This window comes from Streptomyces sp. NPDC024632 (assembly GCF_055559175.1).
Map to the genome: position 1 here is coordinate 1 of NZ_JBVHLD010000033.1, position 26911 is coordinate 26911.

General features: G+C 65.5%; 17 protein-coding genes and 4 pseudogenes. 15 read left to right on the forward strand and 6 right to left on the reverse strand.

Annotation, left to right across the window (positions count from 1 at the left end; genetic code table 11):
• The 4 genes and pseudogenes from ACZ37P_RS38015 to ACZ37P_RS38030 form a co-directional block, all read right to left on the reverse strand.
• A partial coding sequence (locus ACZ37P_RS38015; protein WP_467351050.1) for a hypothetical protein occupies positions 1–350 on the reverse strand: 350 nt, incomplete at its 3' end.
• A gap of 61 nt (positions 351–411) precedes the next feature.
• A pseudogene (locus ACZ37P_RS38020) lies at positions 412–1624 on the reverse strand (transposase).
• 156 nt (positions 1625–1780) lie between these two features.
• Positions 1781–2830: a hypothetical protein gene (locus tag ACZ37P_RS38025; protein WP_391159985.1), complete on the reverse strand. Its 1050-nt coding sequence runs from the start codon at positions 2828–2830 to the stop codon at positions 1781–1783.
• 175 nt (positions 2831–3005) lie between these two features.
• Positions 3006–3755 carry a transposase gene (locus tag ACZ37P_RS38030; protein ID WP_467351052.1) on the reverse strand — a complete coding sequence of 250 codons (750 nt, stop codon included), beginning with the start codon at positions 3753–3755 and terminating at the stop codon, positions 3006–3008.
• A 196-nt stretch (positions 3756–3951) separates the two neighbouring features.
• Here ACZ37P_RS38030 and ACZ37P_RS38035 point away from each other — a divergent pair, with 196 nt between their 5' ends.
• From ACZ37P_RS38035 to ACZ37P_RS38050, 4 genes and pseudogenes are all read left to right on the forward strand, one after another.
• Complete coding sequence (locus ACZ37P_RS38035; RefSeq protein WP_401719200.1) at positions 3952–4479, forward strand: lamin tail domain-containing protein; 528 nt, start codon at positions 3952–3954, stop codon at positions 4477–4479.
• 492 nt (positions 4480–4971) lie between these two features.
• Positions 4972–5112, forward strand: a pseudogene (locus ACZ37P_RS38040) (HNH endonuclease); the annotation flags it as partial.
• A 997-nt stretch (positions 5113–6109) separates the two neighbouring features.
• Positions 6110–11824 (forward strand): FG-GAP-like repeat-containing protein, encoded by a 5715-nt coding sequence (locus tag ACZ37P_RS38045; protein WP_401719203.1) that lies wholly within the window; start codon positions 6110–6112, stop codon positions 11822–11824.
• Positions 11818–12372, forward strand: a complete 555-nt coding sequence (locus ACZ37P_RS38050; RefSeq protein ID WP_401719206.1) for a hypothetical protein — start codon at positions 11818–11820, stop codon at positions 12370–12372. The genes ACZ37P_RS38045 and ACZ37P_RS38050 overlap by 7 nt, the downstream gene beginning before the upstream one ends.
• 225 nt (positions 12373–12597) lie before the next feature.
• Here ACZ37P_RS38050 and ACZ37P_RS38055 read toward each other — a convergent pair.
• Positions 12598–14066 (reverse strand): annotated as a pseudogene (locus ACZ37P_RS38055) (UvrD-helicase domain-containing protein).
• Positions 14067–14091: 25 nt separating this feature from the next.
• Positions 14092–14604: a hypothetical protein gene (locus ACZ37P_RS38060; RefSeq protein ID WP_467351056.1), complete on the reverse strand. Its 513-nt coding sequence runs from the start codon at positions 14602–14604 to the stop codon at positions 14092–14094.
• A 255-nt stretch (positions 14605–14859) separates the two neighbouring features.
• Here ACZ37P_RS38060 and ACZ37P_RS38065 point away from each other — a divergent pair, with 255 nt between their 5' ends.
• The 11 genes and pseudogenes from ACZ37P_RS38065 (at position 14860) to ACZ37P_RS38115 (ending at position 26749) form a co-directional block, all read left to right on the forward strand.
• Positions 14860–15225, forward strand: a complete 366-nt coding sequence (locus ACZ37P_RS38065) for an ATP-binding domain-containing protein (protein ID WP_467351058.1) — start codon at positions 14860–14862, stop codon at positions 15223–15225.
• Between the two features lie 205 nt (positions 15226–15430).
• Positions 15431–15766 (forward strand): hypothetical protein, encoded by a 336-nt coding sequence (locus ACZ37P_RS38070; protein ID WP_467351060.1) that lies wholly within the window; start codon positions 15431–15433, stop codon positions 15764–15766.
• Between the two features lie 160 nt (positions 15767–15926).
• A complete protein-coding gene (locus tag ACZ37P_RS38075; protein WP_467351062.1) occupies positions 15927–16787 on the forward strand; it encodes a glutamate racemase in 861 nt (286 codons plus the stop codon).
• A 66-nt stretch (positions 16788–16853) separates the two neighbouring features.
• Positions 16854–18092 (forward strand): MFS transporter, encoded by a 1239-nt coding sequence (locus tag ACZ37P_RS38080; protein WP_355342783.1) that lies wholly within the window; start codon positions 16854–16856, stop codon positions 18090–18092.
• 84 nt (positions 18093–18176) lie between these two features.
• On the forward strand, positions 18177–19655 hold the full coding sequence (yczR, locus tag ACZ37P_RS38085; protein WP_467351064.1) for a MocR-like transcription factor YczR: 1479 nt from the start codon (positions 18177–18179) through the stop codon (positions 19653–19655).
• Positions 19656–20364: 709 nt separating this feature from the next.
• The gene (locus ACZ37P_RS38090; RefSeq protein WP_467351066.1) at positions 20365–21141 is read left to right on the forward strand and encodes a VOC family protein; all 777 of its coding nucleotides are present in this window, start codon (positions 20365–20367) and stop codon (positions 21139–21141) included.
• Positions 21142–22668: 1527 nt separating this feature from the next.
• A complete protein-coding gene (locus ACZ37P_RS38095) occupies positions 22669–23160 on the forward strand; it encodes an RHS repeat-associated core domain-containing protein (RefSeq protein ID WP_467351068.1) in 492 nt (163 codons plus the stop codon).
• 957 nt (positions 23161–24117) lie between these two features.
• Positions 24118–24883 (forward strand): annotated as a pseudogene (locus ACZ37P_RS38100) (transposase family protein).
• 110 nt (positions 24884–24993) lie between these two features.
• On the forward strand, positions 24994–25545 hold the full coding sequence (locus ACZ37P_RS38105) for a hypothetical protein (protein WP_467351070.1): 552 nt from the start codon (positions 24994–24996) through the stop codon (positions 25543–25545).
• Positions 25546–25598: 53 nt separating this feature from the next.
• Positions 25599–26390: a thioredoxin domain-containing protein gene (locus tag ACZ37P_RS38110; RefSeq protein ID WP_401856474.1), complete on the forward strand. Its 792-nt coding sequence runs from the start codon at positions 25599–25601 to the stop codon at positions 26388–26390.
• 47 nt (positions 26391–26437) lie between these two features.
• Positions 26438–26749, forward strand: coding sequence for a hypothetical protein (locus ACZ37P_RS38115; RefSeq protein ID WP_467351072.1), 312 nt, complete (start codon positions 26438–26440; stop codon positions 26747–26749).
• Positions 26750–26911: the final 162 nt, after the last annotated feature.

Consider the following 26911-nt stretch of genomic DNA (forward strand, 5'->3'; position numbering starts at 1 on the left):
TGTTCGATGACGGGCTGGCCGTTGCCGTCGGGGCGGCCGTAGACGTAGTCGATGTTGTCGCCGGTGTCGGTGGTCTGGTGGGTCAGCTCGGTCTGGCTGGTGCCGGCGTAGGTGTAGGTGCCGGTCCCGGTGGAGGTGGTGGCCGCGGTCATCTGTCCGGCGCCGTTGTAGGCGACTGAGGACAGTGACGGGGTTTTCGTGAGGTTCCCGGCGGCGTCGTAGGTGTAGCCGCTGGTGGTGATCTGGTTGGCGGCGTTGTGGGCGAGGGTGGTCGCGCCGGTGGCGGTGGTGCGGTTGCCGCGTGCGTCGTAGCCGTAGCTGTACGTGGTCCCACCTCCCGAAGTCGCCACTGACGTCAGCCGGTTGCCCGGGTCGTATCCGTAGGTCGTCGTTTTCCCCGTCAGGTTGTCCTTAGACCACTGGAGAAGGCTGCGGTCGTCGGTGGTGGCGGTGGAGCAGGTGGTGCCGGGTGTGCCGCCTGCGGCGCGGCAGTAGGTGACGTCGAACTGGCGGGTGGGTGAGGTGGCGGGGCCCTGGTCGGCCCAGACTCGGGAGGGGCGGTGCCTTCGTGTGGAGGTTCCTGAACCCTCGGCGGACGCGGGCGGGGGTGAGTTTGTTCGGTTCCGCCGGCCGCTCCCAGGGCCGTCGAAGGTCGGCGACCAGCGGCCGGGCGAGGCGGAGCTGGGTGTGCACGGCGACGACGAGCCAGGTCCAACGATCAGCCGCCGTCGAGTCGCGGAGGCGGGGCCGGGTCCAGCCGAGAGTCTGCTTGAGCAGGCGGAACGTGTGCTCCAGGTCGAACCTGCGTAGGAACGACTGCCAGCAGCGGTCCACGTCGGCCGGGCTCGCACCGGTGCGCGACCACCACAGCCGGACTGGCCGGTTCACCCCACGGCTGGGCAGCTTCTCGACGGCCAGGCGGATCACCATGCCCTCGATGACTGGCAGCGGCCCGTCGTGCTCCAGCCAGGCCGCGCGGCGGGTCAGCCGGGGGTGGAGCCGGTCCCACGCCTGGGCGACGGCGGTGCCGTAGCGGCGGTTTCGGTGGTGGTGACCGCCTGCTCGTCGCCCCAGGTGGCGGGGTCGCCGAATACGAACTCCCCGCCGTGCTTGGGCGGGCGGCCCCCGGCCAGATCGGCGCCGGGCTCCAGTCGCACCGCGTCCAGGACGGCCGTCCACGAGGTGCGGCCGGTCTCCAGCGCGACGACGAACGAGTAGGGCCAGCCGGGGATCATCTGGTGCTTGGCGTCGCCGCGGCCGTAGGTGTGGCAGAACGACCGGTCCGGGCAGGTGGCGGCGTCCGGCCGCAGCCACGGTGAGACGTCCACAGCGAGCACCAAGCGGCCGTCGGCGGCGCGCGGCAGCGGCAGGCCGGCCAGCGCGGTCCGCAGCCGGCCGACGTCCAGGCAGCCCCGGTTCAGCGCGCCGTACAGGGCGCCGTGTCCGCGCCGGTGCTCGGGCGCGAGCGCCAGGTCCACCAGCTTCCTCACCGGCCCGTAGGTGCACAGCACCGCGTCGGCGAGCTCGAACAGCGCGTCGCGCCGCCCGGTCAGGCAGTCGTAGAAGCCCCCCCCCGGAAGCGGGACAGCTCCGCGAACTGATCGCACCGCCCGCCCTCTTGCACCACACCCACCAGCACAGCCTTCGCGTCAAGTCCTCTTCCTCTTGGTCGAGTTCAGGATCACGTAGAGGCCGTATCGCCGTCCCCTGAGACACCCGGAGGAGTGATCATCTGGTCCGCCTGTCGAAGCCGAACGCAGGCGGGGGTCTGCTTCCGGCGTCAGGATTGCGGGGCCCATGGGTCGTCGTGCTCCAGCTGATCAGGGTGTTCGGGGTGTTCGGGGTGTTCGGGGTGAAGCATCTCTCGGACGCAGCGCCGCAGTCCCGTCTCGTTCGATCCGCTGGCGGCAGCCATCCAAGGCAGGTCGTCCATGGCGCGGGCGCGCTCATTGGTGGCGAGTTGGTCGACGGCTGAGCGCAGGTCGTCGGGGGCGGGTTCGTCGGTGAGGCAGAGCCAGCCGATCGCGGCGGCCAGCCGGGCCTCGGACGCTTGCGTTCGGTCCCCCCAGCGCTCGCGCATCCACACGGTGGTCGGCGGATGGGGTTGGGTGCGGGTGGCTTCGGCTGTGGCGAAGACCAGGGCGGCGTGGACGATCGGGTCCTGCTCGGCGTCGAGCCGGTCGCGGAAGGCTGCACGGACCGCGTGATCCAGGTCGGTGGCGGCGGCCAGTGCGTAGGCGGCGCGGATCCGGATCGCAGGGTCGGGGTCGTGCAGAAGAGGCTTCAGGAGGGTGGCGTCGGCGGTGATCGCGGCCCGAGCGGCAGCAACCGACCAGCCCGCCGGGTAGCCGGTCACCTCGACGCCGTAGTCGTCGTAGAGGCGGTCGTTCTGGGGATCGGCGCGGTGGAGCAGCAGTTCGCCGCGGGTGGCGACGCCGAAGTAGCGGGCGCGAGCTGGAGAGGAGACTTCGGCGAGCGTGTCGGCACGGCAAGGGTGGTGGGTATCGGCAGCGATCCGGATCAGGAACGGCACGGCAAGCACGGCGGCCGCCCGCATGTCGTTGGCGCACATCCCACTCACAACACCCGTTCCGGCGCGAACGGGCGAGCCGCCGGTGTGGAGCAGCTGAATGGCCTCCCTGACGTGATCCCCCCGCGGAAAGTTCTCCCAGGGGACTTCGTCGAGCAAGAATCCGTCCTTGACCTCGGGCCGTACGGCGGCCACCACCGCACGTACATCGAACGGCCCGCCCACGAACGAGGACAGGTCTGCCCCGCCCGTCAAAGCCCGGCACATCGCGAACGTTGGATCGGTTTGCCACTCGCCCACGTCACATCACCCCACCGCTGAGTCCGATCGGAGTAGATCATGCCCGAGCGGACCGACATCGCTGTCGAGACACATCTCTCGCACGGCAGGGGTGAACGCGAGGCCGCGCGGACGCGTGATCGTCAGGCTCGTCTGTTCGAAGCTGGACGTTAAACGCCGAGGTGAGTGAGCGTTTTCAGCGTTGCCTCTCCAGTGTGAGGACGGCTTTGGTGATGACGCTCATGCGGTTGGGGCTGATGCGGGATCTGCGGAAGATCTGCCAGGACTTCAGTCGTGCCATGCCTCTTTCGACGGGTGCACGGGCTGCGGACAGGGCCCGGTTCGCGGTCTGCTCGGTGGGTGTGAGTTCACCGCCTGGTGGGCGACGCTTGGCGGTGGTGACCCAGTCGCCGGCATCGATGTGGGCCATGTCGGCGAGGATCGGGACGCCCTGTCGCGCGCAGGTCCGAAGGATCCTGTGGTTGCGGGCGGCTGTCAGATCGTGGGTTCGGCCCGGCAGGGCCGGCGACAGCCAGAGGATCTCCCCGCTGGGGTCTGTGACGACCTGCACGTTCACCCCGTGCTGCTTGTGTTTCGAGGAGTAGTCGGCCCTTTCGTCGCCGACACGGTCGCACTCTGCGAGCGTGCCGTCCAGGAGGATAAAGTCCTGATCGTGTGCGCGCAGCGTCATCAGCAGGCCCGGCGCCTGCTCGGCGAGCAGGCCGGTGACCGCGGTGACGTAGGTATGGGCGGTGCCGACTGATATCCCGAAGGCCACGGCGATACGGGCGAGGGTGTCGTGGCGGCGCAGGTACACCAGTGCGATCAGCGCACGCCGGTGTGGCGGGAGTTTGCACCGGCGGTCACCTTCACGGGTGACGATGAGCATCCTGACCCACTCGACCAGGGCGTGCGGCAGGTCGAGTGCGGCAGGATACGGAACCAACAGGGCTCCTGTGTTGCTGAGTTGAGACGTCGAACACCTCCCTCAACGGCACGGGTGCCTGTCCGTTGCGCGCTCCGATCCCACACCGTCCCGTCACCCGATCAGTAGCCACGCTGAAAACGCTCACTGCTCCGCCGGTATGAGTGTCAGCTGGCCAGGTTAGAGGGGTGCCACTGTCGTGCCGAAGGAAGAGCCCATGCGCGTAACCCGTTCCACCGCCGTCTCCGCTGCCATTGCGGCGGCCGCCGCAGCCGTCGCCGTACTTCTGCCCGTACCGGCGAGTGCTGCCACCGGGTCGGTGCACCTGGCGAAGATCTACTACGACAGTCCCGGCACCGACCGCAGATCCAACGCCAGCCTGAACGCGGAGTACGTGCAGATCGCCAACACCACGACCAGGGACGTGAGTCTGAAAGGCTGGACGCTGACCGACGCCGCGGGCCACCGCTACACCTTCGGCACCTACACTCTCGGTGCCCGCAAGACGGTGACCATGCACACCGGCAAGGGCACCAACACCGCCGCGAACCGATACCAGAAGCGGTCCTGGTACGTGTGGAACAACGACAAGGACACCTCCACCCTGCGTAAGAACACCGGCACCAGGGTCGACGTGTGCTCCTACAACTCCACCGAGGTCGAAGTGCTCCACCGGCCGCTTCCAGCGGTGGAGCACCACCCGCACGGCGCTGCAAAGGCCCCGCGGTGTCGCTCGGGCGGGTGACACCCCTGCCGAGCCTGAAACCACTGTCCCCGGCCGGCCGGTAGATCTGTCCCATCCGCTGCTGAACCTGGACGGGACGCTTGTGAACAAGACCCTGCTGGTGCTGCTCGCCATCGCTGCCCTGCTGGCCGGCACTACCATCGGCGCGCACGCGCAGGAATCGGCCACCGGTGCGCAGACGCTGCGGGAGCTTGTCGACCGGCTGCCGGTCGCGGCCGAGGTCCGCACCGGATACACCCGCACCGCGTTCCGGCACTGGATCGACGCCGACCACGACCACTGCGACACCCGCGCCGAAGTCTTCCTCGACGAAGCCGTCCACGCCCCCGAGCGCACTGCGGACTGCGGACTGCAGACTCACCGGCGGCACCTGGTACTCCTACTACGACAACACCACCGTGAACGGACCCTCCGGCTTGGACATCGACCACATGGTGCCCCTCGCCGAAGCCTGGGACTCCGGGCACCTCCGAGTGGGACCCCGCACGCCGGCAGGCCTACGCCAACGACCTCGACTGGTCACGCTCCCTGGTCGCGGTCACCGCCAGGTCCAACCGCTCCAAGGCCGACCAGGACCCCGCCGAATGGCTGCCCCCGGCCGCCGACGCCCACTGCCACTACCTGGCCGACTGGGCCAGTGTGAAAACCCGCTGGAACCGCACCACCGACCCCGCCGAACACGACGCCCTCCAGCAGTTCGCCGACGCCTGCCCCGACCAGGCCATCGACGTCCCCCTGGACTGAAGAGGTCACCGGCAGTGCACGAGGGGTTGAGGCCAGCCTCTGTTGTCCTTGCGCGTGCAGATGGCGCTATCGCCTCTACCCGCTGCAGCCGCCCGTATGGGCGAAGTCGGCGAGAACTGGGCACTCGCCCGAGTGAAGCTGAGATAGCAGACAGCGGTACACAGGAATTCGTTATTCCGCTTTTCTGGCGGTCTTGACGTCACGCGCGGAGTGGTCAAAGATCGAAGCTTCTGTGTGTGAGGCACGAAGATTTTTTTTGGGGGATTTGATGGCCGGGGCTTGGCGTCGCATGCGCAAAAATATCGCTCTGACTGTAGTTGCCGGTTTCATTGCCGCCGTACTCCCGGCCACAGCGAGCGCACGCGGAGCCGAGGCGGAGAACCCGGATTCCAAAACGGTGCCTGTGAGCACGGCGGCGCGCAACCGACCGATGACCCCGGCGAAGGCAATGTCCCCCAAGGAGCGTCGCGCCCAGGTTCAACAGGACCTTGCGACACGGGTTCTCCCTGTGGTCGCACAGGGTAGTTCTGCGTCATCCAGGCCTGAGATGAGTCCTGAACCGCAGTACCAGAAGCCCGCCGCTCTGGCGGCGCGCTCCGGTGCTGCACCGATGGATTCAGACCCCTATCACGGTGCGATATGGGGTGACACGTACACCGGGTGGACCAGTCCGCCTGATGACGATGGCGAGGTCGATCCTCTGCCGGCCTCTACGCCTGTGAGTCCACGGCTTGTGACGAGCGGGTGGCCGGGGACAACCAAGTGGACTGCAGAGGCGGGCTGGAGTGGTGCGACGAGACCGGTATACATTCGGCTCGATCTCTTCCAGGCGTCCAATAACCAGCTCGTCGACTCACGTATTTCCAACATATTTAACAATGAAGACGTGGATACCTTCGGCGTCTGCCTTCAGTGGATCCAAGGCGGTCCGAAAGATTGGCCGCAGACCTGCAGTTGGGATGTCGCCGAGGGTGTAATAGCCGGGAAGAACGGAACTCCGTACTACGGCAAGCTGTACTACGCGACACAGTCCACTATTCATTACTATCAGATAAACAAGGACACGTTCCAGGAGTATTCGCTTCCGAGTGCGTGGACCGCGCCCGCGACGACGCCGACGGGGCCTGCTTTCTACACCCCTGGTATCCCGGGGGGTATGGACGGCCAGTGCTCCTGCTCGCACCAGTCCAGCCGGGCGGATCCGGTGAACACCGCCACGGGGACGGTGACGGAGACGGTCACGGATGCGTCAGTCCCGGGGGCCGGGGTGCCGTTTACGCTGGCGCGCTCGTACCGGTCGGACGCAACGGCGACAACGGGCCTACTGGGCCAGGGCTGGTCTCTCGCCTTCGAATCGGCGCTGACTCCTGCGAGTGACAAAGCGACTTTGGTCGATTCCGATGGTGCCCGTGTGGTGTTCACGAAGAACGGTGACGGGTCGTACTCGACGCCGAAGCCCGTTCGCTACACGCTTGCGGCCGTGTCAGGGGGTTTCACCGTCACGGCCTTGGACCACAGCACCCGTAAATTCGATCAGGCGGGTCGGCTGGCATCGGTCAAGGACAGTGACGGCCGGGGTCTGTCCCTTGGCTATGCCTCCGGTGTGCTCAATGCGGTCACCAATGCGGCTGGCCGTACGGCTTCCCTCAACGTCGATGCCGCCAGCGGCCGGCTGAACGCGGTCACACTGGCCGACGGCCGTTCCGTGCACTATTCCTATACCGGCGGCCAGTTGACCGGGGTCACCGGCATCGACAATGGCGTGACCCACTACACCTATGACACGGCGGGGCGGCTGGCGACGATCGTGGACCCAGCAGGCCACACGGTCACACAGAACACCTACGACCCGACAACCGGGCGGATATCTCAACAGCTCGACGCCGACGGCAAAACGACCACGTTCACCTGGACACCCACCGCGGATGCGCCGCCCGGCTCAGGTGAGTCGGACATGACGGATCCCAACGGTGGTATCTGGACGGACGTCTACCGGTTCGGAGTCCTGCTCAACAGCTATGACCCGACCGGCCATGGTCCTCGGCGCACCTACGATCCGCAGCTCAACGTCACCGAGAACAGCGACGGCAATCGCGCCTCGACCGAACTGACTTATGACGGCCATGGCAACGTGAAGTCGGCGCAGGCCGGCGATGTGTCGGAGTCATGGGTCTACGACACCTCCGACCGGTTGACCTCCCACACCGACGGCCGTGGTCACACGACGACGTACACCTACGACGGGTCCAGCGACCGGGTGCTGTCGGAGTCGGGGCCGCCCGGTGTGACGACGTACACCTATACGGCAGCCGGTCAGGTCGAGACGATGACCGAGCCGGGCAACCGGGTCACCCACTACGGGTACGACAGCGCTGGGAATCCGACATCGACGACAGACCCGGAGGGGAACGTCGAGTCCTCGACGTACGACAGTGCGGGCCGGATGACGTCGCAGACGGATCCGCGGGGCAATGTCGCGGGGGCGGACAAGGCCAAGTTCACCACCACGTACGTGTATGACACGGCCGGTCGGCTGAAGACGCAGACCGATCCGCTGGGGCACGGGACGTCGTACACCTACGACGACAACGGCAACGTCCTGACGACAACGGACGCGCTGAACCGGGTGACTACGTACGGGTACGACAAGTTCAACCGTCAGACGTCGGTGACCGGGCCGGACAACAAGGTGTCAAAGACCGAGTACGACGCCGCCGGAAATGTGTCCGCGACGATCGACACGGCTGGGAACAGGACCAGTTACACCTACGACAAGGCCAAGCGGCAGGTGTCGATGACGTCGCCGCGGGGCAATGTCGCGGGAGCGGACAAGGCGAAGTTCACCACGACGTACGGCTACGACGGCAACGGTAACCGCACACAGACCGTGGACGCGTCCGGTGCCACGACGACGACGGCTTATGACGCGCTCAACCGCGTCCTCTCGGTCACCGACGGCCTGAACCACACCACGAAGACCAGTTATGACGGCAATGGCAACATCGCTTCGACGACGGATGCCCGTGCCAAGGTCACGACGTACACGTACGACGATGCGGACCGTCAGCTCACCGTCACCGACCCGCTGAACAGGGTGACCACGGACGCGTATGACGCGGTCGGCAACCACATCAGCCAGACCACACCTCTGGGCTTCGTCACGTCCTGGACGTACGACTTCGACGGCAGGATGCGCACACAGGTCGACCCTCGCGGGAATGTGGCGGGTGCGGACAAGGCGAAGTTCACCACGACGTACGACTACGACGCGGCCGGCAACCAGACGAGGGTGACCGACGCGCTCGGCAAGGTCACGACGACCGACTACGACGCGGCGAACCGCGTTGTTGAGGTCACTGATCCGTTGAGCCAGGTCACCAAGACCGAGTACGACGAGCTGGGGCGGATCAAGAAGGTTACCGGTCCGGACGGTGCGGTCACCGGCTACACGTACAACGTCAGCGGCACGCTGGCCACGCGCACGGACGACAACGGGCACACCACGACGTACGGATACGACGACGCGGGTCGGCAGAACGGGGTGACCGACCCGCTGGGGCACAAGCAGTCCGTCGAGTTCGACCAGGACGGCAATCCGGCCAAGGTCACCGACGCGCGCGGCATTGTGTCCACCACGGCGTTCGACGGCCGGGGCCTCGCGACCGGTACCACGTACAGCGACAGCACCCCGGCGGTGGCCTTCACTTACGACGCGACAGGGCAGCGAAAGACCGTCACCGACAGCTTGGGCACCCGTACCGACGGCTACAACGAGAACGGACAGCTGACGTCGGTCGCCCCGTCGGCGGGCAAGGGCACGTTCGCCTACACCTACGACGACGCCGGGCAGCTGTCCTCCAGGGCCCAGGATTACACGGCCGGTGCGGCACTGGACTGGTCCGGTGCGACCCAGACGGTGACGGCCGATCTGAACGGTGACGGACTCACCGATGTGATCCGCACCGACGCGCACGACACGATCCGCACCTACCTCGGCCGCCAGGACGGCACGTTCTCCACCGGCAGCACGTTGACCGGCACCGGTACCGGGTTCAGCCAGGTGCTGCCGATCGACTACACCGGGGACGGGAAGGTCGATCTGCTGGCGATCGACAAGTCCACCGGTCACCTGTTCCGGTACAACGGCGACGGGTCCGGCGGTTTCGCCGCCGCGTTCGACCTCGGTCAGGGCTGGGGCGTGATGACGCTGACTGCCGGGGACTTCAACGGTGACGGCAAGCAGGACTTCCTGGCGGTCAGTTCGTCGGCGAATGCCATGTACTTCTACCCCGGCAACGGCACGGGCGGGTTCGGCGCCCGCACCACGGTGGGTCCTGGCTGGGCCACGTACCGGCTGATCTCGCTGGACTACAACAGCGACGGCAAGCAAGATGTCCTGGCGATCAATTCCGGTGACGGGCACCTGTACTTCTATCCCGGCAAGGGCGACGGCACCCTGAACACCCGCACCGACCTCGGCGGCGGCTGGAACCCGATGTACCTGGTGCCGGGCGACTTCAACAAGGACGGCAAGACCGACTTCCTCGCCCGTGACACCACCAACAATAAACTCCGCTTCTACCCCGCCACCGGCACGGGCGGCTTCGGCACCTACATACTCCAGACCGCCGACTGGACCACGTTCGGCACACCGGCACCCGGTCAGTTCAACGCCGGCACCACCCTGGACATCGTCGCCACCGACACCAGCAACCACCTGCGGCTGTTCAGCGGCGACAACGCCGGACACCTGACCGGCGCCACCATCGTCACCGCCCCCGCAACCGGCAGCAGGACGGACTACACCTACGACGACGACGGTCGCCAGACGTCGCAGAAGTCCGGCGGGGGGACCACGAACTTCGGCTACGACCAGACGGGCAACCTCACCTCGACCGTCATGCCGGGCGCCAACGGCTACACCGAGAAGCGCAGTTACGACCGCGACGGGCGGATGACGGCGATCGGCTCGACCAAGGGCGCCACCACCCTGGCGAACTGGCAGCTCACCCTCGACAGTGCAGGGCAGCCCACGCGTATCGACGCCGACCGGCTGGGCAAGCCGACCAGCTACCAGTACTACACCTACGACCCGGCCGGCAGGCTCCTGACCGACTGCACCGCCGCCACCCAGGCCGCCAGCTGCCCCAACACGGCCACGGGCACAACCTACGCCTACGACGGCGTCGGCAACCGCACTACCGCCACCGCCAGCGGCGCCCTCACCACCTACACCTACAACGACGCCGACCAGCTCACCTCCACCCTGACCGGTACCACCACCCGCGCCTTCAGCTACGACAACGACGGCAATCAGACCGGTGCCGGTGCCACCACCTACAGCTACGACGCCAACAACCACCTCACCGGCCTGACCAACGGCAGCTCCACCTACGCCTACACCTACGACGCCGACGGCAACCGCACCACCGCCGCCACCAGCGGCGCCATCCAGCGCACCACCGTCTGGGACACCAACTACACCCTGCCGCAGGCATCGTCGGACTACAACGCCACCGGCTACCTCATCGCGAACTACCAGTACAACCCGCTGGAACAGATCCACGCCCAGACCAACAGCAACGGCGCCAGCTTCTATTACCACCACGACCAGCTCGGCTCCGTCACCGACCTCACCGACGCAGCCGGCGCCCTCCAAAGCAGCTACACCTACACCGCCTACGGCGAATACACCCAGACCGACACCGCCACCAGCCCACCCGCCAACCCCTTCAACTACACCGGCCAATACCGCGAACGCACCACCAGCGCAGCCGGACTCGACCTCCGAGCCCGCAACTACGACCCCACCCTCGGCCGCTTCACCACCACCGACCCGCTCACCGCCCCAATCAACAAGCCAGCCGAATCGCGATATGCGTACGCCAGCGACTCCCCGACCTATGAAACGGACCCGACCGGCGCCAGCCCCGCCTGCACACATGTAGTCCTGGCCAAGTTCGACTGCTCGTACGGGATCTCTGGAGGGCTCTACGAAACCATCGCGGAATATAATGACTGCGCCATGGAAAGCAACGCCGACGTCTCAGCAGACCGGACAGCAGGAGAAGCCCGGTTCCGCATGGAGGAAAATTTCATCTTCGGTGAGATGAAACGAAACATCAATTCCCCTATAGCCAAGGCGGTTCGCTTCGGAAATCAGGCTCTGGTAAACATCCTTGGGTTCCCCGCTGCCGGCCCTGGTTTTGAAATCGGAAGCGCGGCCCTCTGGGCCGACAAAGTCCGCCCTGGTGGGCAGTGGGACCACAAGCCGATTCTGCAGGCCATGACAGGGGGACGAACCTGGGCTCAGGTTCCAGGAATGCAGTTGCAGGTGCTTTATGACATCTGGTCAAATATTCATTACGGCTTCGTCGGACGTAGCGTCAAATTCAACCGCCAGGCCCTGGAGATCGGACAGCAGTTGCCTGGCACCGGCCATACTGACCCCGGGGATCTTTCCGTAAGCGGCCTGGGAATGAACCTGTGGGACGATTATGGCGCAGGGCTCACCTTCACGGAGTTCGATAAATCCCTTTTGCACTGGGTGAGAATCAACGCCACAGCCGGGTTCGATCAGATAAAGTATGCCGGGTGGTGAACATCCGAAGAGCAGCCGTCATCGCAGCAGTCGTCATAGCTGCTGTCCTGGTCACTGTCGTCGTTGTCCACAAGTCCGCAGGCGGCGACAGCAGGCAGCGGCGGGACATGCTTTTGCCCTCGCTGCGCGGGCCTCAAGACTGGAGCAATACAAAAGCGCATGATTACGCCATCAGCCGATCGGTCTCTCGCAGTTGGAACCGTGGTCCAGATGACTTCACCGAAGTAGTCTACGGGTTCGCATCCGAGTCAGCCGCAAAGCGAGACTTCCGTTCATCGTCGCCAGAAAAAGTGAATCCGGACGCTTACCCGAATGCCAGCACGTACGACATCGGAGCCCGAGCCGAGAGTGCAGACCAGGCACAATTCACATGCGGCGAGCGGGAGCAAGATGAATGCGTGACCTGGTGGGCATGGCTGCGCTTCAATGACGTCAACATCACCCTCAGGTACAGGCACGACCCAACCGACCCTCACGCACTCAGCGATACGCAACTCGCCACCATGGTCAACAACGCCATCACAGACCTATCGACACTCGCACACTGAAAATCGCATCCAAATCGAACGGGGAAACCGCCAGAACCTGCCCGACCGCAGCACCCCACAGCAGGTAAGAACACCGACGGAATTTATTGGCATGGACTGCTGCAATGGACGTCGCTCCTTGCATCCCGGCTGTGCGTGTTGCTCCCATGCGTGGTCGGCGGAGGGGCTGCAGGGACGCCGCCACGGTAGACAGATGGAGCCAGCCCAAGAAGACGGGAAGGCCGTCTATCCGATGGTGGCCGTGTCGGGGTAGCGGTCGATCCAGGACAGGCCGGTGCGATCTAGGAGGTTTTGGGCGCGGGTGACAGCGACGTAGGCCAGGCGGGCTTCAGCGCTGTCGACGGGTGCGGGGATGGGGGTTCCGTCGGGTCCGGGCTGGTCGGTGTCCTTGGGCGGGGCAAAGTCGGAGGCGATCTGGACGCGAGACCATTCGCGGCCCTTGGCTTTGTGGGCGGTGGAGACGGTGACCAGGCAGGTTGTTTCGTCGTGGAGTTGGCTGACGGCGGTCAGGATGGCGTGGACTCCGTGTTTGTCGACGAGGCCGACCAGGGGTTGGAGGTCGCTGTCGGCGGGGTCGTGGGCGGCGTAGTCCTGGACGGCGCCCCAGGTGGGGAAGAGCACTAGTTCGGGGTGGGTGGTGCGGCGGCCGTCTTTGAGTTCGCCGGCGGCAAGGGCCAGGGGGCGCAGGGTTCCTCCGCCGCCGACCAGGGCGGTGCGCAGGCCGGCCTGGAGGAGGTGCAGGACTTCGTTCATGGCGCCGACGTCGGTGCGGCACAACACGGCGTCAGGGGCGGAGCAGGGCCCGATCGTGGTGGGGACATGTTCGGTGCCGGTCAGGCGGATCGGAGCGCCGGCGGCGGTCAGCCAGCGGTTGGCCTCGTCGGCAAGAGCGGGTCCGAAGCGGAAGGAACGCGGCAGGGCCAGGGCAGTGCCGTGGAAGCCGGTCATGACATCGCGGGCACCGCGCCAGCCGTAGATGGCCGGGGCGTAGTCACCGACCATGACCAGCTGCATGCGGTTCCGCTGGTCGAGGAAGACCTGTTCGACGACGGGGTTGGTGTCCTGCGCTTCGTCCAGGAGCATGAAGTCGCCGTCGATCCGCGGGCCGGTCAGTGCCCACAGTTTGAGGTAGTGGTCGTGGTCGAACCGGACCTTCGTGCCCTCGGGGTCGCGCAGGTCGTCCCAGGCTCTGCGGGCGTAGGGGGTGATGTGGGCGGCGAGTTCACGGCGCAGGCCGGGGTCGTCCAGGCCGCGCAGTGCGGGGACGTGGCGACGGTTGATGTCGGTGTCGGCGGAGTGGCAGAACCGGGCAACGGTGCGCAGCACGGTGTAGGAGAGCGTTCGGGGGGTGATCTCGTGCGGTCCGATCCGGACCGGACCGGTGATGCCGAGATCCTGGCCGGTTTTCCAGGCAGGCACGCGCGGGGCATTGAGGCGGTGGTGGTAGCGGTGGCCGAGGGCCCGGTAGGCCAGGAGTGGGCGGTGGTGCAGGTGGCCGTTGCGGGGAAGCGGGTGGCGGCGTCGGTGGCGATGGCGTGGTTGTAGGCCAGGTAGCGGCCACGGCGCGGCGTGCGGGTGGCGAGCATGGACAAGGTGGTGGTCTTGCCGGTACCGGCACTGGCCTGCACCGCAAGGTGGTCGCCGGCTTCGAAGGCGGTCGCGGCGGCTTCCTGCTCGCCGGTGGGGGTGGGCACGTCAATCTCCAAGGGGCGCAGGGTCTCAGGGGTGTTCCCGCCGGGGCGGGGAAGCGGACGTCGGCGGGTCCGGCGAAGCAGTGGGATCCGTGTGGCTGGGCAGGCGGGTGCGGATGTGCTGGTGGTAGACGGCGGGGTCGAACGGTTCCCAGTCGGCCAGGACGAGGTCGGCGGCCCCGGGGACAGCGGCGTGGCCGGAGCAGCCGAGTACGCGGGCCAGTTGCGCGGCGCGTTCGGGCTGGGCATAGAAGACGTCCCGCCCCCCAGCGGAGGAGCGTGTGCGGGCGGGCAGGGCGATGCGGTCCATGAACGATCCGTCGTGGGCACGCAGGGCCTGCAGCAAGGTGAGCAGGTTCGCGAACTGCGAGTCGTGGAGCAGGCCGGCGATGTCGGCACCGTTGTGGAGGTAGACGGGGATGACCAGAGTGGTCTTCTTGCCCGCACCAGGGGGCTGGCGCAGTCCGCGGCCGATGGCCTGGATGGCGTCGATGACGCAGTAGCGGGGAGCGGCGAAGACCACCGCGTCGACATCCGGCATGTCGACGCCTCGTTGAGGACCCGCACGTTGGACAGCACCGCGCAGTGCCGGGCACTGTCGGCGAAGTCCTCCAGGAGGTCTCGGCGTTCCTCGCTGGGCTGGCGACTGTGGATGACGCGCGACCACAGGCCGTCGATGTGAACCGGGCTGCCCGGGTCCAGGGCGGCGGCGGTGTCCGGCAGCCAGCCGGAAAACGCGTCCGCGAGGGCGATGCGGTTGTGGAAGACCAAAGTACGCGCGGGGGGCTTGGCGTAGATGTGGTACAGCGCGGTGAGGCTGTGGGTCGTCAACACCGCCAACCGCCATCTGCCCGCTTACCATGCCTCTACTACCCGGTCCAAGGAACCCAGGAAGTATGTCGCCAACGGTGAACTCGGCGTCTTCACCGGCCAGTTGAAGTCCGGAGAGATGCGCAAGGCACCGTGGCAAACCCAGGTGGAGTTCTCCTCCCAGCCCGGGTGGCGGATCACCTGGCGCAGCGGCAGCAGGGATGAGCCCGCGCTCGAACTGGCCTGGGCGCTGACGATCCACAAGAGCCAGGGAAGCGAGTTCGGCACCGTGATTCTGATGCTGCCCGCCCAGGCCCGGGCGTCACCCGCGAACTGCTCTACACCGCGCTGATCCGGCAGACCCAACGGTTGATCATCTGCCACGAAGAACCGCTGGAGGACCTGATCGCCTTGTCCTCTCCAACAGCCTCCGGCGCCGCCCGCCACTTCACCGATTCTCTTCAACCCCAGCCGGCTGGCCCCTGCCAAACCCTCAGGGCGAGCCCATCGGCGTCTTCGACTCGAATCTGATCCACCTCACCCACCTCGGCCTCGCCGTGCGCAGCAAGAACGAGGTCATCATCGCCGACCTCCTCGACCGGCTCGCTCAGGGTCGCTGGGCGTACGAACAGCCGCTGACCCTCGACCGCCAGACCCGCTACCCCGACTTCGCCATTCACACCGACGACCCCGATCGCCCGCTCTATTGGGAGCACCTCGGCATGTTCAACAATCCGCACTACGCCGCCCGCTGGGACGCCAAGCGCCAGGGGTACGCCCAGCACGGGATCCTTCCCGGCCCCGGCGGCGGCCCCTCCGTAATCCTGCTGGTCACCGACGACCGCGACGGAGTCTACGAGCCCGCCTGGGAGGCGGAGTTCAAGGCGCTCTAACGGAGCCAGTGCCCTCCACAACACCCGTCGCCGACCCCGGTCCTGACCCGGCTGATCGAGCTCAAAGCCACTTCGGGCCAATTGGATCTGTCCTTCGTACCAGCCCGCGCCGCAGACTGCCGCTGGTGATGTCGAAGAAGCTACGCGGGAGAGTGCAGGCATGACAGGGAGTTCCCTGAGCCACCAGTTCGGCGGGCATCCGCACGGGTCCGGTAACAGGCAGCCTCGTGTCGCCATCATGGATGTGGGGTTGGGCATGTTGGCCACAGCCGCAGCGGTTCGACGATTGCGTCCTGATGCCGATCTGGTGCTGGCTACCGATCCGGATGGCATGCCCTGGGGGGTGCGCTCCCCGGAGGATCTGCGAGGGCGGGCGCTGATGGTGGCTGAGTCGGCCTTTGCCTATGAACCGGACTTGTTGATCGTTGCCTGCAACACGGCGACTCTGCATGCTCTGCCTGCTATCAAGGAATACCTTGAGCCGAGAACGCGCGTGGTGGGGACGTTGCCCCCAGTCGAGGCCGCAGCCGCAGCGGGTGGTCCGCTGGCGGTGTGGGGCACCGCAACGGGGATCGGCAGCCCGCAACTGCGAGACCTCATAGAACAGTTCGCGGCAGGCTTATCGGTGACGCAGGTCGCATGCCATGGTCTGTCAGATGCGATCGAATGCGCAGACAGCGCAGCCTTGGCAGATGCCATCGCCACCGCTGTGGAACGTACTCCGGTCGATGTTCAGGCGGTTGCGCTCGCATGCACGCACTACGAACTGGTCGCTCCCCAGATCCACGCAGCTTTGCAGGCCGCAGGCAGAAGCGCGCCCGTTCTCCATGGTTCGGCGGCCCAGTTGGCTAACCAGGCCCTTGTTCTGTTGGGACTTCAGCCGGACCCAGGTGTGCCAACGACCGGGAGTCTGACGGTCTTGCGCAGTGGCCGGACGGAGTCTCTTCCCCAGGCTGCAGGCGCATACCTGGAGGGCCGCGTTTTGCAGTCATTCCCCGCTGTGGACACAGGCGTGGCCTGACGAGCCGTAGCTGCTGCGCCGGAGCCCCTTTTCCACAACTGGTCAGTTGATCCTGCTGGAGTTGGTGTGAAGCTTGCAGAGCAGGTGAGCGAACACGAGGGCGTACGTTCTGACAGCTATCGCTGGGTGGTTCTCGCGATTGCTACGTTCACCCAGGCTTGTGCTTGCTTCTTCGTCCAGGGCATCGGGTCGATCACCGTCGTCCTGCAGCGTGATCTGCATCTGAACACGACGCAGATCGGGCTGCTGGTGACTTCCGCGCAGCTGATTCCACTGGCGGGACTGCTGGTGGCGGGCGAGCTGCTGGACCGCTATCCCGAACGGTGGGTAGTGGGCGGAGGCAGTGTCATCGTGGCCCTTGGACTTTTGGCTGCGGGCTTGGCGCCCGGGTATGGGTGGCTGCTGGTGTTCTTGCTGATAGTGGGAGCGGGTTACAGCACTGCTCAACCCGGGGGGAGCAAGTCGGTGGCGTCGTGGTTCGCTCCCTCGCAGCGCGGGTTCGCGATGGGCATCCGTCAGGCCGGCTTGCCTTTGGGCGGTGCGCTGGCGGCGGCGACTCTCCCATGGCTGGCGAACTCTTACGGCTGGCGGGCCCCGCTGGTGGGCTCAGGAGCGCTGGCACTGGTCGGCGGTGCAGTCTTCATGGGGTTCTACCGCTCACCCGCTGTTTCCTCGACGCCCTCAAGGGACGGTCGCTCGGTTCGTGCGCAGGTCGCGGCGCGTCTGGACGTGGCCCGCACACCGGAGATGGTCACCATCATGCTGTCCGGAGTGGCCATGACGTCGGTGCAGTACGGGCTGCTGCTGCTGACGGAGCTTTACCTGCATGCAACGGCATCGGTGACCGCAGGCGGTGCTGCTTCCTATCTGTTAGTGGCCCTCAGCTTCGGTGTCGTCGGGCGGATCACGCTGGCAGCCTGGAGCGATCGCTCCTCCAGCCGGTCCGTACCCGTCCTGACGTGTATGAGTTGCGCGATCGCTGGTCTGGTGGCCCTGGCATGGGTGCCGTTGCATTCCGGGCTCGTGATCGGTTGCCTGATGGCCTGGCTCGGGTTCTTCGGGTTCGGCTGGTACGGGCCTTGGGTGGCCTACGTGGCGGACTGCGCACCCCCGGGCAAGTCCGGCTTCGCGCTGGGGTGGGCGATGGCGGTCAACCAGATTGCCGTGATCCTGGTGGCGCCGGCCCTTGGGTTGGTGAGAGACACAACCGGGAGTTTCACTCCCGACTGGACCGCCCTGTCCCTGCTCGCTCTTACTGCCCTGGGCGCGATCGGCTGGAAGAGCCGAACCCGCAGACCCGCCTGATCGGCTTCAGCGGTCTCACACATCGCCGGGAAACCCGTACGCCTGTGCGCCTGCCGTTGCCATCCAGGGCCCTCTGGAGGGAAGTTGACTGACCGAAACCGCCCGCCGTCCACCGCAGGTACCAAACGGAGCCTGGGGAGCAAGCAACTTTCTGCCCTGCTCCCGCAGTCCTCTGAGCGCGAACTCTCCTATCGGATGCTGGCCGATGCCATCGGCCGGCTCATCCTTGACGGACAGATCGCCCTGCGGGTCCGACTGCCGTCAGAACGCGGTCTCGCGGTTGTCCTCGGTATAAGCCGCACCACTGTCACAGCTGCCTACAACCGCCTGCGGGAGGCCGGGTTCGCGCACAGTCAGCGCGGCTCGGGTACGTGGACAGCCCTGCCCAGTGGCCGGACGCTGGCAAATATCGCCCGCACCGTCGCAATCGACGGTGCCACGATCGATCTCGCTCGCGCCGCGCCAGGTCTATCGGACGATGTCATCGCCCAGGCTCTGATCGCGGTGACACCGGATCTGGCCGCCCACGCCCGCACCCCGGGCTATCACCCGCACGGCCTGCTCGAACTCCGCGAAGCCATCGCCGCGCACTACACCGTGCGAGGTCTTGCCACCACCCCCGAGCAGATCCTTGTCACCAGCGGCGCTCAGCATGCACTCACCCTTGTCCTCTCGCTCCTCTGCGGTCCAGGCGACCGCGTTCTCATCGAAACTCCTTCCTACCCCAACGCGCTTGAGGCCCTGCGCCGGCACCGGTTGCGCCCGGTGTCGGTGCCGGTCGGCGACCATGGTTGGGATACCGGTGTCCTGGACGCCACGCTGCGACAAAGCGTCCCCCATCTGGCTTACCTGATCCCCGATTTCCACAACCCCACGGGCCTGTTGATGCCCGACGCGACACGCGCCCATCTCCTGCACGTTGCGCAGCACACCGGCACCTGGTTCGTCATCGACGAAACCCTGGCCGAAGTCGCCCTCGATGTTCCGCCGCCCGTACCGTTCGCGTCGCACGCTCCCCCTCGCGATGCTTCACGCGTCATCACTCTCGGGTCGATGAGCAAGACCTATTGGGGCGGGCTGCGCATCGGCTGGCTGCGTGCCCCCTCCGACCTGGTCGACGAACTCGCCTCGGAAAGGATCGCCAATGATCTCGGCGGTTCTGTCCTCGACCAGCTCATGGCCCTGCATCTGCTCAAACAGGCAAGAACACTGCTGCCGCCCCGCTTGGAGCAACTCCGCCTCCAACGAGACGCCCTGAACGCCGCACTCGCCACGCACCTGCCCGATTGGTCCTGGCATCTTCCCCCAGGCGGCCTGTCCCTATGGGTAGACCTCGGCCATCCGATTGCCAGCACCATCGCCGGACAAGCCCGCGACCGCGGCATCCGCATCGAGAGCGGCTCCTGTTTCTCCATCGACCCTGGTGTTTGCGAAACCCGTCTGCGTATTCCCTACACCCTGTCCCCTGCTGTATTGAACGATGCGGCCGAACGCCTTGGTGCAGCAGTCGCAGAGGGCGGTACCAACCCGCCGCCGCGCCGCCGACCGCAATGGATTGCCTGAAGGCATGAATGGTCCCCAGCAGTCCGCTGACCCGGCTGCTGGGGTGAGGTGCGCAGGTAGGCGTGGCCGCGCTCGGCGTAATGAAGCGGATAGGTTCCCAGCGACTATCGCGGCACGTGATCAGACGGTTGTCGCGGTGAGCCCGCTGGTGGCCGCCGGTCCGGGTCCTACGGAGCGGTAACCGGGTTCGGTGACGAAGTGAGGCAAGGGTTTCCGTGCTGCAGACCGACAGGAGCCGCGCCTTGGGGGCAGGTGGGGCGGCCGTACGCGTTGCGGACATGTCCGGCCGGCAGCCGTCGCAGAAGCACAAGGCTCGGCGTAGCCGGTGGTGAGGTCGCCTTCGAAGTGCCTGGGATCCTGGATCGGCTGCTTCCACTGACCGCTGTCTGGTCAGCGTGCCGCGGCCGACGAGTACGAGTGGGGCAGTTCCTGATTCTTGCGGGCCGGCGGCTACGCCGGGAGCGAGTTGCTGGGCCGCTAACCAGATCTAGCGCGGTGGCGGTCGGCCGCACGGGCGCGGGGACCGACATGATCTGCCGATGTTTGTTCAACTGCCGCGATACGCAGTTGAACAAACCGCTGTCAGGCACCAGCCATGGTTGATCGTGGATCGGGCACCGGTCATGCTGTTCTTCCAGTCTCTTCTGGAACCGCACATCGAAGAGAACCGAATCGAACACTAGACGAATTTTTATGAGGCATCCCCGAAATGACAATTCTTGGCATATCGCACATAGAGCTGTACACACAAAGGGCTTGTACCAATATCGCCTTTTTGATGTCCCGCCTCGGGTTCACACGGGTCGCTGACGTGGTTGAGGTCGACGGTAGCTCCGTTCTTCTCAGACGCGGCCAGGCCCATGTGATCGTGACTTCAGGCTGGGCGGCAGCTCAACCGGCGCGTCAGCCCGGTCCGGTGGTGGCGGGCATCGCCCTGCAGTGTGAAGACGTACACGAAACTGCCAGCGCAGCTGCCGCTTGCGGTGCCATGGTCGAATCGGGTTCACGTGGTCAGGTCATCGTGCGGACGGGCGGGATACATCACACACTCACGCTGGAAGGCCCTGAGGCAGCCCTCTCCCTGGGTCAGCGCAACTGGATACCGCATCCCCACGCCGTGGAGCAGGCGGCCCAGGCCCACATAGGCCGTATAGAACTGGATCTCGGCGGGGATGAGTTCGATATTTACTCCGCCCTGTGCGAGAAAGCCTTCACCATGACAAAAATTGACTCGCCTATCAATGGTTACCGAAGGCTCCGCTTTTACACCAGCGGAGCGGACCAGATCGAGTTCACTGTCACAGACCGCCGTTCATCGGCAGCGGGATCCAGTTCCGGCGTGACGGGGATATATTTCCTCTCCGGAGGAACATCTCCGGGAATCCAGGAAGACAGCAGGCAGGGGCTGTTGTTCGTTTCCGGTTCCATGGTGCTGGCACCAACAGTCAGCAACTGCGCGGCTGCGCTGAATTCAATGCAGAAGTGAGCGCTTCAACGTCCCGTATGCGAGTGGAGGCGGCTGTCGCAATTAACGTTAAGCGGTTGGTCTGGACTGTACCGGCGGAGGATCCGCCAGAATTTCGGCCATGCCGGGCAACGTGGCGAGGCTGGGCAGTGGACAGGGACTTCACGCTGAGATGCGCCAGGCGCACACGCTTCCGGTGCAAGGCCAGCCACGTTGGGCTCAGTTTTTCCGTCATCACCCTTGTAACGGGGAATGAGTTCTGGCCTGCCGCGGCCCCCTTCCCTCCCGTGCGGGTCCCCGCATCCAAGCCTGTGCAACGGTCCTTCTCAGCCAGTCCGGACCGGCCTGTGCGGGATTCCGGGCCGGTCTTAGCCCGGCTGGCAACCATCGCCGCATGACTGGCTGTTAGCAGCTCTAGACAGATGGCAACGATGGCACGACCATGAATGCTGCACACATCGACTGACGTATGCCCTAAACGTATTCACAGCAAGCCGGATACAACCGCCGAGAACGCACGTGGGCCGCCGGGACAGCCGGACCGCTCGGTGCAATGCCGTCGGAGCCGACTGACACTTGTTGTGTTCCTGTCGTGAGCAGCAAAACATGTCCTATTTGTGAAAAATGACCCCAAGGGGGAAGGATGTCTCAACCTGATGTTGAGACAGACGTTCCAGCACCACAGTTCGGACCAGCAGCGCGAAGAAGACCGGCCAGCAAATCCACATTGCCGACTGGCAGAGCACCGACAGCTTTCGTACCGGTCACGTCAGTTCTGCCCGGGGAGTCACCACGCTTGCGGGGGATCGACCAGGAGCACCTCAACAGGCTGGTGGAAGTGGAGGAACCTTTCCCTCCTATCGTGGTGCATCGGGTGGGCATGCAAGTGATTGACGGCATGCACCGTCTCCTGGCGGCCGTTGCGAAGGGCCTTGACGTCATCGAGGTGGAGTTCTTCGACGGGTCACCAGAAGACGCCTTCCTGCGTGCGGTCGAGAACAACGTCGCGCACGGCCTCCCCCTCTCACTCGCGGACCGGCGGGCGGCCGCAGCTCGGATCATCGCCTCCCACCCCCAGATGTCGGACCGTGCTGTCGCGGCGGCCTCCGGGCTCGGCGCGAAGTCGGTTGCCGCGATCCGCCGGCGCTTACCTGCCCCTGGACAGCCGCTGAACGCACGCGTCGGGCGCGACGGCCGGATGCGCCCCGTGAACAGCACTCAAGGACGGCTGCGCGCCGCTCAGGTACTCAAGGAAAAGCCCGACGCCCCGGTACGTGAGCTGGCACGGATTGCCGGCATTTCTCCTACGACAGCAAGCGACGTGCGCCGCCGCGTCCGAGCTGGCGAAGTGCCTGTCCCGGAGAGACAACCGCCCACCCCTGCGCAGCCGGATCCGATGCCGCCATCTGAAGGCGGGGCTCCTTCCGCGGATGAGCCCAGCAGTCTTGTGCTCGAAAAACTCACGACCCCACCACCAGCCAGCCCCTGGTCCTGCGCACCACCACCGGCACCGAGGCGTACTACGTCATCGACGGCTTCGGATCCCCCGTGGAATTCATCAACCAGTCCACGGTCACTTCCACCGTCTGTCAGTACGACCCCTACGGCGCCTATCAGACCACCACCGCCACCGGCTCCGCAGCGGCCCAGAACCCGTACCGCTTCGTCGGCGGCACCTACGACCGCACCACCGGCTGGATCAAATACGGCCAACGCTGGTACAACCCCGCCACCGGCCGCTTCACCACCCAGGATGCACGCTCCTTCCTCGCCGACCCGGCCCAGGGAAACCGCTACGCCTACGCCGGGGACGACCCCATCAACAACGTCGATCCGACCGGCGAGGTGCCCTGGTCGAAATACGCGACGTCCTGCTTCAGGGGTGGAGCTCAAGGAGCTCTCGTCGCAGGACTCACAGGAACCGCCACCACGGGAATCGGCCTCGCCACTGAGGCCGCGACCGGCTGCGCCATCGATACAGGGCTGGACATCGTGGGCGACTACGGGCCCAGCGGTTCCGGCGACGCCTCCGAACCGTGAGCTTCCTCAACGACGCAAAGGACGCCTTCAAACTAGGGGCAAGCCTGTTCTGACCTGGTACGCCTGGGGGCCGGGCACCCTTGCCCGGCCCCTGAACCGAAAGGAACCCGGTGAATATCTTCGTCTGGCTCGTCATCGTGGTGGTTGTCGCCGCCCTCATAGCATTCCAACTTTTCATGCGAACCGGAGGTATGCAAAAATACAGGAAACGGAGGGGCAAAAAGTGGTGACCGATAGCACGGCAATCAGCTCCGGACAGGGGACCGAACCCCAGGCGTATTATTTGGCTTTCAGCGGGGCCGTTCTGGGAATAACCGTGCTCGTAGTTGCCCTAGTGGCTTTCTTCTATTTTCTTATCGTTCTACTCACTCGAAAGCGCTAGGAGAACCAAGCCGTATCGGGAGGGGCCGGAGCCACCGTCAAATGCGCGAAAAACGCGCTGCGCAGCTCGTAGTCAGTCAGCCACCAGGAGGAGCAGTGAGAACCTACAGGACCAGAGTCGTTGCGTGGTTCGCATCTGTGGCTGTGGCCATAGTGGCTATGTTCCTGTTCGTCCCCTGGGCCCAGGACGAGCTCAGCAAGCCGCTCCGCGTCACTATCGCAATCGTCCTCCTTGTTGCAATCCTGGCATCGCTGATCTGGGTCAGCCGAGGACAACGCAACAAGAAATGACCGGGAGCATTGGTCTATGAGGGAAGCGGGAAATTTTATTTCCCGCTTCCCTCATATTAAAGAAAATAGCAGATCGAACCCTTCTGTTTTCATCAGAGGTGGCGAGAAGGCCAATATGCCGACCTCGCCCGGCGGCCGACTCTTCAGCCGCCGCCCTGGGACTCGCCGCTGTCAGTGAGCCTTTTCCAACCTGCCGGTGGGCGCGTGCAGTTGGGGTGACAACGTGGCGAAGCCCCTGGTAGATGGGTTTTCGACCAAGAAATCCGTCTCCACCAGAGGCTTCGTGTGCTTGTCTACCCGTCGGGCGTCGACGTGTCCAGTTCTGCCCTGCGCTTCCTGTCCGCCGAGCTCCGTCAGCTCCGCCGGGAGCTCGGCACCCGCTGGCGGCGCCTGAGTGCCGGCCGCCAGGCCCTGCCACTCTCGTCCATCTCCGCAACGGCCATCCGTATGCCCCGCTCGCGGCCGGGTTCGAAATCGGGACCACGACGGCATACCGCTACGTCACCGAGGCCGTGGACCTCCTGGCCGCCCTCGCACCCACCCTGGCCGATGCCGTGCGCGCCGCGTCGACGAAGGCGTTCGTCCTCCTGGACGGCACGCTCCTGCCCATCGACCGCATCGCCGCGGACCGGCCCTTCTACTCCGGGAAGCACAACAAACACGGCATGAACGTGCAGGTCCTCACCGATCCGTCCGGCCGACTGCTGTGGGCCTCACCGGCCCTGCCCGGCGCCGTCCACGACATCCGAGCAGCCCGCGAACACGGCATCATCGACGCCCTCGCCCAGGCCGACATCCCCCGCTGGGCCGACAAGGGCTACCGCGGCGCCGGCGGAACCGTCCGCATCCCGTACCGGGGACAATGGGGGACCCTCTCTGCCGGTCAGCAGGCGGTGAACCGCTCCCACGCGAAAATCCGCGCCCTCGTCGAGCAGGCCATGGCGACCCTCAAGAACTGGCGACTCCTGCGCAACTCCGGTGCTCCACCACCCGGATCACCAGCCTCATCCAAGCCGTCCTCACCCTGCATCTGACCAGCTCAAACCCATGATGGAAAAGGCTCACTGACACGCTCTCCGTAGAGGCGCCTCCGCGCAGGCCACGACAACCTATACTGACCGGTGCCTTCATCCGGTAATTTCCTCTTTTCTAGGAGATTTCGTGGCACTGCGAGAAGACATACTGGCGAGCTTTCCCGTGTACGACTGCGACAGCTCGCTCGCTCCCGTCACCTCCCCGATGACCCTCTGCGGAGACGGCGACCGTAAGGTCACGGGAATCGGGCTCACGCGAGGAACTCGGACCCGCACCGAGCCCTGGATTTCCGTTTTCTCGTTCTCTCCCCAATTCAAGCGGGGCGTCGAGTTCGCAGACTACGCAAACTGGGCATTGCTGCACCTGGTAGAAGACCTCTCCCTCGATCTTCCTGAGGGACCGGTACGCAAGTGGGTAATCCGCGACGTCTCGTACCTCACGTCCATCGACCCCGACGGCCAACCTCACTCCATCACCATCGACGGAATCGCAACCCCCGCGCGGCGCTGGAACGTCCCGGGAGAAGGCTGGGTGGTGGCAGCTCCCCACCCAGGCGGCGGAGTAGCTGTCAGCGCACACTGCGTCGACGAAGTACCCGAATTGATCCGTGCCGAAGAAGCCGTATGGAAGTCAGCCATCCAAGCTGAAGTGCGGGAATTCACGAGCGGCGCGATCTAGGTTTACCGGCGACGGCGTCACTCGACGCCGTCGAGGAAGGCTCAGAATCCACCATGCGTCCACGCGACACCAATCCCAACCCGACCGCACGCGAACGGCTGCGGCTTGAGCGGGAACAGCAGGCAAAGCATGACCGGATACGCCGACAACTAATTGCCGGTGGAGGTGTCGTCACGGCACTGATCATTGCGGCAGGCGTCACCGTGTTCGCCACGACTCGGGACGACGCAGAGGCAACCGCAGAGAAACCGCTGGTCCAACCCGCCAACACCAGCGGGCAGGAAGGCGCCACCTTGGTACTGGGCCACGCCAAGGACAGGTTGGACCTATACGAGGACCCACGCTGTCCCGTCTGCGCCGAGTTCGAGCAAAACGTAGGGCCGGAAGTTCTCAAGGGGTACCGGGACGGCCGCTACCGCCTTTCGTTCAACTTCCGCAACTTCCTTGACGCCAGGTTCGGGGGACACGGGTCACACAGGGCACTCGAAGCACTCGGAGCCGACCTCAATGTAAGCCGGGAAGCATTCTTAGACTACCATGCCGAGCTTTACTCCAAAGAGAATCACCCTTCGGAGGAAAATGACAGGTTCAACAGCACCAGCTATCTCCTCAAGATCGCGGATAAAGTGCCGGCACTGAAGGGCAGCGCGAAGTTCGAGACGGCAGTGAAGGAAGGCACCTTCGCCACCTGGGCCAACCGAATGGTCGAAAATTTCAACACGAGCAAAATCGCCGGCACGCCCACCCTGAGGTACAACGGACGAACCGTCGCCGGATCGAGCGGCACGGCACCTATGACGCCCCCGGACTTCACCCAGGCGCTGAACGCCGCCAGCGAACCGTAAGCCACGCCACCGAAGACAGGCACACAGTTGGCTCCTACCGGGAAAGGATGTTCGGCGACGGCCAGACGGCCCTCCGCCGAGCCCTCACCTCCCTGGTCCACGCCGCCACATACAGCAATGGCGTCGCCCCTGACTTCCGCGAACTGGTCGAGAACGCCGCAACCCTGCAGGCCGCCAGCACCCCCACCGCGAACGAGCGCGGCAGCGGAACCACCACCGCCGAGTTCGTCATGGCGATCCAGGACATCCTGGACTTCGGCAAGAACGCCCGCCCCAACAACCCGCGAGTGGACCTGGCACTGCAGCGCTTGGAGATGATCGTCGCCGACTACAAGGCGTGGGCCAACGCAACCCGCTGACCCGATCTCCTCCTGCTGGCCGGCGACCTGCGGTTGTCGGCCAGCCGCATGCCGTCGGCGCTGACACCTAGGGCGTTTCGTTTGGATCATCGGGCGGACCAGATGAAGATGCCGGCGAGGTGGAGTCCGGCGAGGTAGAGGGTCGCGGTCTTGTCGTATCTC